Source organism: Sphingobacterium sp. UBA5639, assembly GCF_002421245.1.
Classification (GTDB): domain Bacteria; phylum Bacteroidota; class Bacteroidia; order Sphingobacteriales; family Sphingobacteriaceae; genus Sphingobacterium; species Sphingobacterium multivorum.
This window is the reverse complement of the sequence record NZ_DIJR01000019.1, coordinates 34,355-48,601: the sequence shown is the minus strand read 5'-3', so window position 1 is coordinate 48,601 and position 14,247 is coordinate 34,355. Positions and strand designations below refer to the sequence as shown.

Annotated in this window: 10 protein-coding genes; 5 read left to right on the top strand and 5 right to left on the bottom strand. The window is 41.8% G+C overall.

Annotation, left to right across the window (positions count from 1 at the left end; genetic code table 11):
• Window positions 1-70 precede the first annotated feature (70 nt).
• From B4Z90_RS11195 to B4Z90_RS11175, 5 genes are all read right to left on the bottom strand, one after another.
• On the bottom strand, window positions 71-1,825 hold the full coding sequence (locus B4Z90_RS11195; protein ID WP_286802225.1) for a family 43 glycosylhydrolase: 1,755 nt from the start codon (window positions 1,823-1,825) through the stop codon (window positions 71-73).
• A 156-nt stretch (window positions 1,826-1,981) separates the two neighbouring features.
• The gene (locus B4Z90_RS11190; protein WP_070565245.1) at window positions 1,982-3,979 is read right to left on the bottom strand and encodes a RagB/SusD family nutrient uptake outer membrane protein; all 1,998 of its coding nucleotides are present in this window, start codon (window positions 3,977-3,979) and stop codon (window positions 1,982-1,984) included.
• Window positions 3,980-3,990: 11 nt separating this feature from the next.
• A complete protein-coding gene (locus B4Z90_RS11185; protein WP_286802223.1) occupies window positions 3,991-7,191 on the bottom strand; it encodes a SusC/RagA family TonB-linked outer membrane protein in 3,201 nt (1,066 codons plus the stop codon).
• Window positions 7,192-7,917: 726 nt separating this feature from the next.
• Entirely contained in the window at window positions 7,918-9,132 is a 1,215-nt protein-coding gene (locus B4Z90_RS11180; protein WP_286802221.1) for a hypothetical protein, read from the bottom strand.
• Window positions 9,129-9,707 (bottom strand): RNA polymerase sigma factor, encoded by a 579-nt coding sequence (locus B4Z90_RS11175; protein ID WP_286802220.1) that lies wholly within the window; start codon window positions 9,705-9,707, stop codon window positions 9,129-9,131. The genes B4Z90_RS11180 and B4Z90_RS11175 overlap by 4 nt, the downstream gene beginning before the upstream one ends.
• Window positions 9,708-9,869: 162 nt before the next feature.
• Here B4Z90_RS11175 and B4Z90_RS11170 point away from each other — a divergent pair, with 162 nt between their 5' ends.
• The 5 genes from B4Z90_RS11170 (at window position 9,870) to B4Z90_RS11150 (ending at window position 14,202) form a co-directional block, all read left to right on the top strand.
• Window positions 9,870-10,727: a hypothetical protein gene (locus tag B4Z90_RS11170; protein ID WP_286752542.1), complete on the top strand. Its 858-nt coding sequence runs from the start codon at window positions 9,870-9,872 to the stop codon at window positions 10,725-10,727.
• Between the two features lie 23 nt (window positions 10,728-10,750).
• Window positions 10,751-11,158, top strand: a complete 408-nt coding sequence (locus B4Z90_RS11165) for a c-type cytochrome (RefSeq protein ID WP_286802219.1) — start codon at window positions 10,751-10,753, stop codon at window positions 11,156-11,158.
• A gap of 132 nt (window positions 11,159-11,290) precedes the next feature.
• Window positions 11,291-11,719 (top strand): YceI family protein, encoded by a 429-nt coding sequence (locus B4Z90_RS11160; protein ID WP_286802216.1) that lies wholly within the window; start codon window positions 11,291-11,293, stop codon window positions 11,717-11,719.
• Between the two features lie 19 nt (window positions 11,720-11,738).
• Window positions 11,739-12,680: a DUF5777 family beta-barrel protein gene (locus tag B4Z90_RS11155; protein WP_286802214.1), complete on the top strand. Its 942-nt coding sequence runs from the start codon at window positions 11,739-11,741 to the stop codon at window positions 12,678-12,680.
• Between the two features lie 367 nt (window positions 12,681-13,047).
• The gene (locus tag B4Z90_RS11150; protein WP_286802212.1) at window positions 13,048-14,202 is read left to right on the top strand and encodes a FecR family protein; all 1,155 of its coding nucleotides are present in this window, start codon (window positions 13,048-13,050) and stop codon (window positions 14,200-14,202) included.
• Window positions 14,203-14,247: the final 45 nt, after the last annotated feature.

Here is a 14,247-nt window from a genome sequence, read left to right as displayed (position 1 = left end):
TTAAGAAATCAATTCAAAAAAGAGTGGTTTGTTTCACAGAATGTAGGTTAAATACGGCCATACGGCAGGCCTAGTGAAATACACTTAAATCCCATTGATCCTTCCAATTTATCTGTACTTTTTCATTCTGGAGACCTACCGGTAGCCAGATATATCTGCTATCCATAAGATCTTTGGGGTTCCAGCGGTCGGCCATAAAGATAAAGGCATCTGTTTTTCCTGCGACAGGAAGAATAAATGTGGATTGACCGCCATAAGTCAAAGCCGAATTTGGCCCTTGCATTGGATCCCCTAGGGATTTCCAGGGGCCAAAAAGACTCTTAGCGACATGGAGCTCTGCACGATTTGGAGCCCAGCCGGTGCATCCGCTGGTGATCAGATAATACTGATCTTTATGCTTGAATAAAGCTGGGGCTTCCCGATGATTCCGGAAGAGTAAGGAATCTTTTGCTGTCACATGCAGGTAATCATCGGTTAATTGAACCAGGCGTAAGGCATAGTTTTCGTCCGATGAATAGATTTGGTAAGCCCTGCCATCGATGTCTACAAATAAACCCATATCACGTGACATATTGTTATTTGGCCGGAAGCTGTGGACAAACTGAAACGGCCCAAGCGGAGAGTCACTGGTAGCAACGGCGGCCCTGGCTGCTGCATAGCCTTGCCCTTTCAACTCAAGATGGAACCACATCACATATTTCTTCAGCTGCTCATGATAGATAACCTTTGGCCGTTCCATAATACAGCCCCAGGCAATATCGCTTGTAGAATCTGCGCTAGGTGTGAGAGCCAATCCTTCAAACTTCCAGTTATACAAATCATTGGATGAGTACACATTGACGCCCTGGGATGTCGTTCCGCCACGTTTCTCACCATACCAATAATATTTTCCATTTTGATGAAGTACGCCGCCGCCATGGGCATTGATCACATCACCGGATTGGTCTTTCCATATTTCCCCTGGCGTAAAGCTATTCATTTCAGCACGTTTTACTTTTTGATAGACCCGGATATAATCAATTTCATATTTAGCGGGAAGTAATTTATCAGCTATCGTGCCACCGTTTATTCCACCAAGGGCCAAATTTAACAGGAGATAATGTGGTTGGGTAAATGGATTGAATCCTTTACCGTCCCGATTGACCAATTGATCCATAGGGACGTGAAGCATTTCCATATCATCCACATAAAGCGTAATGGCATCTTCATCCCAAACCATGCGCCAGATATGAAATTGATCTGCCCAAGCCTTTCCGCCAAGATCTTTGACTGCTTTTGTCTTACCGAACCAATGTGCTTTCCACCGTTGGTCAGTGCCAGTTGCGATATTGGCTAATATATTGCCGCGATAATATTCCATGATATCTATTTCACCATTGGATGGCCATTCCTTGCTCGTGCCTAAAGTCCAGAATGCGGGCCAAAGGCCCTCTCCAACAGGGATACGCGCGCGGATTTCAAAAATTCCGTATTTCCAGTGCTGCTTTCCTAAAGTATTTATCGAAGCCGAAGTATAGGTTATCTTTTTACGGCTGGCAATCCAATCAGAGCTGCCCTGAATAAAACCCGGATGATTACGTTGTTCTTTTTTTGCTTCAATAACCAACAGGCCATTACGACAGAAAGCGTTTTCCTTTTGATACCACTGCTCTTCCCGGTTGCGTTTGAAACCTTCTTCGTAACTCCATTTAGTCGTGTCGGGTGCACCATTATAATCAAATTCATCCGACCAGACCAATTTATACTGCGGTAGGATGGGCTGTTGACTATAGGCGATAAAACAATTTGACAGCAAACTAAGACAGACAGATAAAAGTTTTTTCATGATTTAGTTTAAGTTTCTTTGAGTTAACTGCTCGTGATGATCAGTAAACAAAAATATCCCCCTTTTCCTACGTAGTCAAGGGGGATATTGAGTCAAAAAGAGGGATATATTCGTATTTGTGTAATAATGAGATGACACATATCCCTTTTTATATTTCTACAAGCCGGTTGGGGCAGTTCCACTGATCAGTGACCATCCTGGATTCTGATAAATAACGGAATTTTCTGCTGTTCCATCATCCGAAGCCAACTGGAAATGCTCGACGGCAATAGGTGCAAGATAATGCGCCATGGCAAATTTCACACCAGTATAAGACAGGGCATTGCTTCGGACCTCCAATGGTCTGAGGTATTCACTCCGTGCAGGATCTGAAACGACAGATTTATCATTGGTAGCGCCATAAATCAGCTGTTCGGGTTTGTACCAATCTTTCATCGGCCCCCAGAGTTTAAAGCCTTCAAAATGGTCTGCTGTTGTAATCAGCTGGTCCATCGCACGCCAGCGCTTGAGATCCATCCAACGTAGACCTTCCGCCATGAGTTCGCTTCTGCGTTCGCGACGTATATTGTACAATGTAGGTGACACAAACTGTCCTGCAGAATACGCGCCCCAATCTTTCTTCTCTTTCTCCATTTGTGTTGCAGCAATGGTTGCATTGAAATCTTGGTCGACCTTAGCACGTGTACGCAATGAGCGCCAATAGGCCTGCGCCTTCGTATCTAAATTTTGATTCTTTTCGAAACAGGCCTCCATATAATTGAGGTAAGCTTCGGTAGCTCGGAAGGTAATACTACCCGTAAATCCCTGTCCGTTTAGCGTTTGTAAACCGTCGTATGAAATACCTTTACGTATAGTATACCCCGTTGTATAACGTCTTTCCCAATCGGTATCGTAAACAGTCGGTGTGGGTTCAATAAGGGTATAGTGCGTACCTTGTCCAATATTGACCAATACATTCTTTTGGCCGGGCTCTTTTAAAAACAATTGTAAACGACCATCGCGATTTTTGCGAACATCTGCGATGTAATCATCGCCCGCATAACCACTGCCGGAAGCGTAAATAGGCAGTCCATTGGACATCAGGAAGCTTTCAACAAGGCCGCGTGTCAAACCAACCGCATAATTGCCACGCTGTGCATATACCGGTACATTGTGTGTCACCAAACTCTGGTTGTATTGTCGCCACAAAAGTACTTCGCCATAGCTGGACATATCCACGGCACCAAACATACTGAAGTAAGGATTCTCATTGTTGGCAGATTCTATTATTCCAGTGTTGCTCACCAGCGGCACATTGTCAGCAACCGCAGCTGCCGATTCCATGGCCTGCGTTAAAAAGTAGTCGATCTCTCCGGCAATACTTCCCGTCGGAAATGCATAATTGCTATTGTATGATTTTGCCGCACCAGGCCATCCTGGTCCTTTAGGGACGAATGCGGTTCCGCTAAAGTATTTGAGCCAGGTACCTTCGTACAAAGCTACTCGGGACTTGAACAGCTGGGCTACATTTTTTGAGATCCGCTGTTTCTTGCCATCGGGAGAACTTTGGTTCAGCAAGGTAATGGCCGAATCCAAGTCTGAAAGTATAAAACGCGCGACTTCATTTCTTGGTGAACGCTTGCTCGCTTCCACTAAAATACTCTTATCCTTATCCGACATCACATTGCGAATAATCGGAAAATCGCCCAAGGCCTGCAATTTCCCAAAGTAAACATAAGCCCGTAAAAAATAGGCTTCACCGATATAATGTGCTATGTTACTGGAATTTCCGAGAATACGATTTTCCTTCCATTTGGGAACCACCGTATTGATAAAATAATTCATCTGATAAATACTTGAAAAATCCCAGTCACCGCCGTTCGATCCAACGCGCCATTGGCCTGGAATAAACTTATTATCGAGTGTTGGAGTAGCCATATTGTCTGTATTTCCGTCGATGCCGAACGTGCCAAAGGACCAGTTGCCATGCGAAGGAAACAGTCCAGCATATTGATTTACGGTATAAGCAGCAAGTTGTGATTCCTCATCCAGATACGCTTCAGGTATGATGGACGAAGGGGGTGCAATATCCAAATATTTATTGCAGGAAGCTAGGCCTACCAAAGCGACAAGGCCCAATTGCATCAATCTAAAAATAGTACTATTGAATTTCATAATGAATCGACTTAAAATGTAACACTTAAACCTGCAGACCATACTTTTGTCAATGGATAAACCGTTCCGTTGCTTCCGCCATCAATAGTTTCGGGATCAAACATTCCCGCTACACTTGAGCCGGTCCAGATATTTTCTCCGGAAACGTATACGCGTAGACGCTCCACACCAAAACGTTTGGTTGTTTCTTTCGGTAAGGTATAGCCTAGCTGAATATTTTTTATGCGGATATAGGCTGCATTTTGCAAAAAGCGCGTCTGCGTCTGTTGATTTTTGGAGGTTCCAAAAACAGGACGTGCGTAATACGCATCAAGATTTTCGCCCAATGGATTGTCTGCGGTACGGAAATAATCAAGATGATCGACCAAGCCCGTTGACCACCATTTTGAAGTTGCTCCCCAAAAATAATAGCCACCTTGCCAATAGTCGCGTTTCATGACACCTTGCATGAAAACACTAAAATCAAAATTTTTGTAATCCGCATTCAGATTCAATCCAAAGGAGTAACGCGGCGTGCTGTTTCCAATCACACGACGATCACCAGGATCGGCCTCTGTATTGCTTCCACCATCTATTTTTCCGTCGCCATTCAAATCCGCATACATGATATCGCCTGCCCCCCATTGTGTTCCTAATGCATTTTGTCCACCATTGGGCAAGCTCGCCAGATGTTGACTCATCTGTTCCTCTGTCTTTGCGATACCAAGGGTTTGATATCCCCATATTTCACCTAATTTTTGGCCTTCCCGATAGTTTGATAATGACCCTATTGCGTTTGGATAGCGTGTTACTGTTGTGGTATAATCCGACAGGAGAAACTTTGCTCCATATGCGAAACCACTGGCTGTACGGTCATTCCAGCCCAGTGTAGCTTCAAACCCTCTTGTTTTTAAGTCGGTATTATTTGTTTGAGGAACCTGGGTTCCTAATGTATTAGGCAACTGTGGAGCTGGGCCGACCATATTAAATGTTTTCCGTTCGAAGACCTCAAAAGACCCAGAAAGACGGCTATTTAAAAAAGCAAAATCGACGCCTAAGTTTTTGGTATTGATGGATTCCCAGGTCAATAAGGCACTTACCAAGCCTGGAGCCGACGCAGAATTTGGTCGAGCATTATTAATTAGCCAAGCGCCATTGGCTGTACCCGTTGGTTGCGTGACATAAGTCGGATACCAGACATCGGTATTTTGATTACCCAGTTCTCCGTAGGAAGCTCTTAATTTCAGCATATTAATAAATGGTGCCGACTCTGCAATAAAGTTTTCTTTGGCGATGTTCCATCCTGCAGAAACTGAAGGAAACCAGCCCCAGCGGCTATCGCTGCGGAAGCGTGATGAACCGTCATAACGCAAATTAGCTTCCAATAGGTATTTTTCTGCATAATTGTAATTCAATCGGCCGAAGAAACCCGCTGTTGCCCATTTTTGATATTCGCCAGATACAGAAGGCACTACTGCTTTTCCATTGATGTCTGTGCCGGAGGTCAGATTCAATACCGGTTGATCCGGGATAATGATTCCGTCGCGTTGCACACCGAGATTGCGATAGGCCGTGTGTTCAATCTGACCACCGACCATAACTTTAACATGATGGTCGCCCCAGCTCTTATCGTAATCAGAAAAGATATTAATGTTATAGTAGTTTTCCTTTAAACCAAATTCGTACACATTGGATGAGTTTTTATACAGATACGGATCACCATTCACGTCATGGTTGTAAAGACGCTGCGAGTCCCAATGACGAAATTGAGTTGTGGTTCTATAGTTAAAATTACCAGTTGTACGCCATCCTTTAATAGGTTCGAGGATGAGTTGTAACTGTTGGTAAATGTAATCCTTACTTGATTTATCCTGTCCGCCTTCTTTCATGGCAAGTGCAGGTGAGGGAGAACTGAACAAGTATCCATTTGGATCATACAGAGGCAGCGTTGGCCAGCCCTGTCTGCCTAAATCATCATAAAAACTATTGGTCAATGCAGCCGGACGGTCGTAGTCTTCACGCACCAATCGCGCGTTGTAATTTACCTGAAAGATGTCAGATACTTTAGAATTGATTTTAGCAGCAACAGCGTAACGGTCGTAATGATCCGTATTGAAGGCCATCAGCCCTTGTTGTTTCATAATATTACCTGAAAGGTAATAAGTTGTTTTTTCGGTTCCACCATTGAGGCTTAGGTTGTGCTCCTGAGCAAAAGCCTGATCCCGATACATGACATCGAACCAATCGTTGTTGTCGTTACCATAGGCATATCCTTCAGCCCAATACAATTTATTGTTTGGATCGACTATCGTCGAATTTTTCAGGCTTCCGTTTTGATAATCCAGGATGCGCTGCAGATGCTCCGCGGAGAAATGTGGTGAACCACCTGCGTTGACTTCGGCCTGATTAAAGTATTGCGCAAATATATAAGAATCCATCATCTTCGGCATTAATGTTGGGGCATTCATACGAAAGCTATTATTATAATTTACCGATGTACGTCCAGCCTTTCCAGATTTTGTAGTAACTAAAATAACCCCAAAGGCAGCTCTAGAGCCGTAAATTGAAGCCGCTCCAGCATCTTTTAATACAGATACGCTTTCAATATCCTGTGGATTTAGTGCCGCCAAAGACCCTTCAGAACCATCGATTAAAATCAGTGGTGCCGAAGAAGAGGTTCCGATGGTGCCCGTCCCCCGGATATTAATGGATGGATTGGTTTCCATCGTTCCCGAGTTTTGGGAAATATTTAGTCCTGGTGCCAGTCCTTGCAGTGCCTGGATCGCATTTCTTACCGGCCTATTTTCTAGTTGCTTGGCATCCACCACCGCAACCGAACCGGTCAGGTTTGTTTTTTTCTGCGAACCGAAACCGACCACCACCACTTCATCCAAAACATCTCCTTCGGAAGCATCAAGTTGCACGTTAAGCTCGTAGTTCCCTTGGCTGATCTGTTTGAGCTGACTGAATTCAAAGCGCTGTTTCGCATAACCTAGAAAGGTAAATTCTAATGCCGTGACTGTGGCAGCACTGATCGTATATTTTCCCTGTGTATCTGTTTGTGCTTGCACTGTGGAACCGATATTTTTGACGGTCACTCCGGCCAGTGGCCTATTATTTTCGGTAACCTGGCCCCGTACAGTTATTGACTGCGCATAAGTCTGCTGTAAGCTTAAAAGTAAAAAGCAGATACAACAAAGCCAGCACGGTGTGAATACTATTTTTCTTTTCATAAGTAAAACTGTTTAGTAATTAAAATATTTTGATGAAGCGTAGTACGGCAATATGAGGTAGCATTATTGCGTTTCATTGGGAATTCAAGGATCAAACAATCCACTTTTGATTGGTAAATTCATCATAATTAAACTTGGTTATTTAGCTGTTTTTGAGTTTTAGCCAGCTTACTTTTCCTACACCTATTTTTTATATGATTTGGAGCGGGTATTCAGCTAATCAGGCAAACACTCTTGGTTATTTAATATTGCCAACACCATAAAATGTCGTATTGACACTTGCAATATTATCAAAAACGTTACAACGGAAGGGGGGTAAAATCTTCTTATTTTAAGGGGCAAATTCGTCAAATCAGGCTTTTTGCCCTCAAAAAAAGCCGCATCTCCCGACGCGGCTAAACAACCTATATATTTATTTATAGTGAATGACTAAAATGAAAATTGAACTTCAAAATGCATAAAGAACATAAGATCAATTTTGTTAGCTCCGTGCCAAATACCATACCATAGGGTCCTCTAGTTCATTTATACCTTCTGAAGCGCATTATAGCCTAATTTAGGATCTGCTTCAAAAAATGAAATGTACGTATGCGAACAGTTATTATTCGAATTGTTCACATACGAACAGCACATTAGAAATGAAATAGAAGATTAGTACGCCCAGAGGCGCTCCCTGATGCGAAGCTGTACCGAACATGCCCCAAACGAAAGCCGAGAGATTCCGCATTACAAACTCATTCCCAAGGTAAACGCAACGCCTTTAGATTCCAGATCTACATTTCCGTAACCTATCCCTGTCAAAGGCATTTTAACAAAAGGTTTTACGCCAATATTAATTTTATCGTTAATTTTCTTCTCAATGGAGATCGAGAAATCGGCAACACCGAAGATATGCTGGTTCTCTCCGCTCACTTCATAGACGGCACTTTTCTGAGATCCACCGTAGCTACCTCCGTTTTCATAATCAAAAGTGTATTTTTCCTTTAGCATAAAATAACTCGAAAGTCCTGCGCTAACATTGAACTTCACTTTTTTACCTTTCAAAACCGTATAACTCGCTGTGAGTGGTACATCAAGAACATCACATACAGCGCTCACATTGCTCGGCAATTGCGCCATTTCCGGTGGATTTGATGGCGCATAAAATTTATACGCTGACGTATAATTCTTTTTAGCGTAGGTAGCACCCACAGACACACGCAGTGCTTTTGTGAGAGGATAGGAATAGGCCAAACCGATATTTTCACTAAGGGAGGATTTACCTGCCCCCCGCACGCTTGTCAGATCTGGCCCGGCCAAGAAACTAACAACCGACCGCTCTCTTTCCTGCGCATTGGATCCCATACTTTCTTTAGGCTGATAAATGGCTGCCAGACGCTCCCCTGTCCCTTCAACCGGTTCTTCTCTTAAGTTGAAATGAGGCAATCTTTGATTGTTATATTCCATGCTTGGAATTGTGAATACAGTATTTAGTTTTCTTTCTTGCCCGATTATCGGATTTGAATCGGCTATCTTCCCCAAGCGGATATCTTGCAGTACGATGGTTTCATTTGAAATCTGGAACACATTATTCGCACGTTTGTTCGGCTGAAATGCAATCCAATCTTGATCCCGTTTGGTTTCGTCTGGCGAATACTCCTTAGGTTGAACAGTTTTGTTCTCCGGTACCTCCTTTTCAGGCGAAATACCGGCTGTATTTATTTCACCTGGTAAATTATTGGTTTTAAATAACGCGCTATTCCAAACAAAAAAGATCGTTAAAACTGCTGCAAGTGTAGCTGCCAAGCTCGTTAAGACGACGATCTTTCGTCTCTTTACACGCCTTTCATTGTCCAATCGCGATTCTATATCTTGCCAATGTGATTCATCAAAGTCAAAGTTAGCATCACTTAAGCCCGACTTAAATAGCTCATCAATCTTATTCTTATCCTTTTCCATCATCTTTTCTCCTCCGTTTTACCAAATTTTACCCCTTGAACTTCCACCATTTCCGCCAGTCTACCACGTGCTTTATGCAGATTAGATTTTGATGTTCCAATGGCAATTCCCAGCATGCCACTAATTTCTTCGTGTCCATAACCATCGATCGCATAGAGATTGAACACTGTCCTGTAGGCAGGTGGAAGCTTCTGTACCATCGCCAATAAATCTTCATAGTTTAACTTTTGACTGATGCTATCATCCTCAATAATGGTATGCTCATACATGGATACATCTACCAAGATGCCCTGTTTAATCTTTGCCCGATAAAAATCAATTGCAGTATTTGTCATGATTTTTTTGATCCATATGGAAAAAGGCTTCTGAAAATCATATTTGTTGATGTTTTTAAAAACCTTGAAAAAGCCTTCATTTAAAATAATGATAGCATCTTCCCTGTTATTAGCGTAGCGCAGACATATCCCTAAAGACATAGCGTAGTAGATGGTGTAAAGATCTTTCTGGGCCCTGCGGTCCTCATCAATACATCCTTTAATAATATGGATAGATTTTTCGTCAACTTCTGTTATCGCCACTCGATATTGCTTCTTTCTTTTGATAAATATAGTATTAAGTCTTATACGAGAGGATAATCGAAAAGGTTGCCTCCAAAAAATATTTTTTTTCGACTCAATTTCCAAGCAACCTTTTCGCTGACCTGATCGTAATATCAAGACATTATTTTAAAACATACCATTATGAAATCAAACCAAAAACAAGTCAAATTAACTTTTATAGGTGGTCTATTGACCTTAACATTGTTTTCTGCATGTTCAAAAAGCGATGGTGAACCTGGCAATGTCGAAAATAAAAACAAGGGCGTGCAAATGTCTGCCAATACCCAATTTGGTAATATTCTGACCGATGCCGACGGTAAAACACTCTATTTCTTTTCGAATGATACAAAAGGAGCTTCGACCTGCAGCGGTAATTGTTTGGCCACTTGGCCGGTTTATTACAGCAGTGAAACAAGCACAGACCTAAAAATTGACAAAAGCCTGATCGGTGAAATAACACGTGAAGATGGCTCGAAACAAAACACATTTAAGGGCTGGCCGCTTTACTATTATGCAGGCGATAGTCAATCCGGTCAGGTGAAAGGAGATGCTGTCAATAAAATATGGTACGTGGCCAAACCTGATTATTTACTCATGGTTGCGAATGCGCAACTTATCGGACACGATACTAAAAACTATTTAGGCGACTATACCGAAGGAACCGGAAAAACAATTTACCTGACCGATGATAAGGGCAGAACGTTGTATGCCTTTAAACCCGACAAATTCAACAAAAACAATTATACTGCTGCAGATTTCAGTAATGATGCGATCTGGCCTATCTTTCAAAAAGAGACTGGAGCTCTGCCTTCGCTTGTTCGTACGGCTGACATCGCTGTCATTACCGTCTATGGAAAGAAACAATTAACGTTCAAAGGATGGCCCTTATATTACTTCGGCCAGGATACACAGCGTGGAGATAATAAAGGGATAAGTTTCCCACGCGTTGGCGTTTGGCCAATCGTAAACGACAACTCTGCCGTTGCCCCTGCTAACTAAGCCAAAACTAACTATTCAAACTTATGGCACAAAATCTAAAAACGGCAAATATTTGCCTCAACGCACATCGTTACATTGTTATGTCGCTCTTTACCTTAATGGTTCTCTCGTTCTCGGCCTGTACCAAAAAGCAAGCGCAAGAACTTACGAGCAATCCTGATAACGGCACTGAAACTGTGACGGTACTAAATGTGTCCTACACGAATTTTTCTAAAGCACTCTTTGAAACGAAATGTAGTTCATGCCACGCGACAGGACGTTCGGCAAGTGGACGATGGACGTTCAGTGGTTATATCTCCGTCAAAGACAATATTGCAAAGATTAATAATGCGGTACTGGTGACCAAATCCATGCCACTAGGCAGCTCACTCTCCGCAAAAGAAATAGAACTGCTGGATGCATGGATCAAAAGGAATTCACCTGAAAACTAATGATTAGCATATGAAAAAAATCAACATGTACATAGCGCTCTTCATGATGCTCATCGCTATGACGACCTTTGCGCAACAAAGACTTCTTTTGTTTCAAAAGAAACCAGCATCACCTTTTTTAGCAATGCGCCATTGGAAGACATCGAAGCCAAAAGTATCTTAGGCGCTTCAGCGATGAACCTTCAAACCGGAGATATCATCTTTCGGGTAAAAAATACATCTTTCCAATTTGACAAAAAGCTCATGCAGGAGCATTTCAATGAAAATTACATGGAAAGTGATCAATACCCCCTATCAGAATTTAAAGGCAAAGTCGACAACGCGGACAAATTAACCAAAGATGGCAGCTATACGCTGAACGTAACGGGCACACTTCTGATCCATGGGGTTACTAAATCTTACAGCACGAAGGCAACATTTACTGTTACAGATGGCACGATAAAGGCGGCAGCAAATTTTCAGGTCAGACTTGCGGATCATAAAATTTCTATTCCTTCAATCGTTGGAAAAAAAATTGCTGAAGTAGTCAAAATCACCGTTAATGCGACCTATAAACCATAATAATACGAATTCATTGCAAATGAGAAAAATACTATTTATACTCCTGTTCTTTCCTTTCGCAAAGTCATTTGCGCAGGAAGATCTCGATAAATTAATCCATATCGATGCACCGAAAAATGAAAAAGTCACGGCGACTTTTAAATCCGGCAATTTGATCAATCTCAAGACTACAGAAACAATTCATCGTAATGAGATGGACTTTAGGGTAGATCACCGTTTTGGCGATATAGCAGGCAGTGCTGGTGGAGGTAAAAATTTCTTTGGCCTCGATAATTCGACCGACATCCGAATAGGTTTTGATTATGGTTTATTCGATAACCTGAACATTGGAATCGCCCGCGCGAAGGGTGCAACAGCGGTTAGGCAGCTATTTGAGGGTAATGTAAAATACCGATTTATCGACCAAACCGTTGACAATAGCATACCTGTTTCCGTAGCTTTTTTTGGAAGCACTACCCTATCCGCGATGGAAGCTAGTACGGATAAGTCTTCAGCAGCAAGCTTTGAGAACTTCAATGACCGATTGAGTTATGTAACGCAGCTCATCATTGCCCGTAAATTTAGTTCAAATCTATCACTCGTTGTGGTCCCCACTTATCTTCACCGGAACTATACAGCCTTTAATGATCAGAATGATATATTTGCCCTTGGTATCGGTGGGCGGGCCAAGGTCAGCAATAGGATCGCATTAGTTGCAGACTATACATTACCTTTCCGAAAGTCATCGAACAAAAAATATCGTGAAGATGTAAGCGGAGAGCATTATTACAATGCATTAGGTGTGGGTTTGGAAATGGATACAGGGGGCCATATCTTCCATCTCAATTTTACGAATGCCACCGCAATACAAGAATCTCAATTTATTAGTGAAACCGATAGCTCCTGGGGTAAGGGACAATTCCGTTGGGGGTTTAGCATTGCGCGACGATTCAATTTTAACAAAAAGAAACATATTGGATAAAAACCTATTCTAAGCAAAAAAATAGAACGCTTCAGCTTACTAGCTTCTAAACTTATAAACTATAATTCACTAGTGATCTGGAGCCAGAACACTAGTGAATCACTGTTGTTTCCTATTGTAGGCTGATTTGTAGAGAAAATCAATTCCCACAGTGCGATTCAATCCCCTTTTTTTCAAAAGATTTAGCAAGTCCATTACGACTATTAGATTCCAAATTAGGAGCTTCGGTTATGATCCAGATCTGCGGTAAACACCTACCCTATACCTTTTTTGTTTATCTTCCGCTTGCGACACAGTGTATTAATACCAGAAAAAAATATTTTTTTATCGAACCCTACCAAATCTAAATTCAGCTCTATTATAGGGTATGATAGAAGATGATTTTTTAATACTGATTCAAAAGTTAAACGATAATTCGATCAAAAAAGACGAACTGCTCCGACTGGAGTCTATACTTCATGATCGGAAAAACGCGCACAATCTATTATTGAAGACGCGTAAACTATTCGATGAACTTTCAACCGAGGGTAATGATCTAGCTGACAATCCCCATAAAGATAAAATTAAAGATCGATTGTTTTCTTCCCTTGCTCTGGAAACAAATACGCAATCCAAACGAGCGAAATGGGCACAACCAGCTATTAAGTTAGCAGCAGTCTGTCTTTTTCTTCTTTTTATGGGGCTATATGTTTATATATCTCCTAAGAAAAATAATACTGAAGTCCAATGGACAACCATACATACCAATTACGGAGAGCGTAAAAAACTGATATTAAGCGATTCAACCACCGTCCTTCTAAACGGTAACAGTACACTGACCTACCCTGTCCAACAGATAAGCAATATGAGAATCGTGCGGCTCAAAGGTGAAGCTTTCTTTGAAGTGAGCTCCAATCCTACTAAACCATTTCTTGTCATAGCAAAAAACTTCACAACACAGGTAGTCGGTACTGCCTTTAATATTGATAGCGATATTGAACGTCTGGTGGAAGTTAATTCGGGAAAGGTAAATGTATACCGTGTTGATGAAAAAGACCTTATCCATATATTGAACAATCCAGCTAATGAGCCACATTCCGGCGTAGAGCAATTTTTCGAAAAATTTAAATCCACACTTTCCCTTTCCTCCGGAGACAAGGGACAACTCGACAATAACGATTGGCATAAGTCTCCAATTATTGAAAAACTAGTCACCGTTAAAACCAAGATTACGCTGATAAAAGGAGAACGTGCCAGACTGAATTCGATCAACGAATGGTATAAAGCAACGCATAATAATATGATGTGGTTTAACAACGAAACTGTTCATATCAATGAACCACTTAGCCAAATTGCCCAAAAAGTTTATCGGATTTACGGCGATTCCATAGCTATAGATCCATCCCTTGCTGACACTAAAATTTCAATAACATTCAAAAATAAAGATAAAACCCAAGTTATAAAAACATTGGCAGAGTTGAGCAATGCTAACCTGACATTCGATAAGAATAAAAATATATGGAATATTAAAGCGACCAATTAGAAAAACTAAGCCAGAACTGCAAGGCAATTCTGGCAAATGATCTAG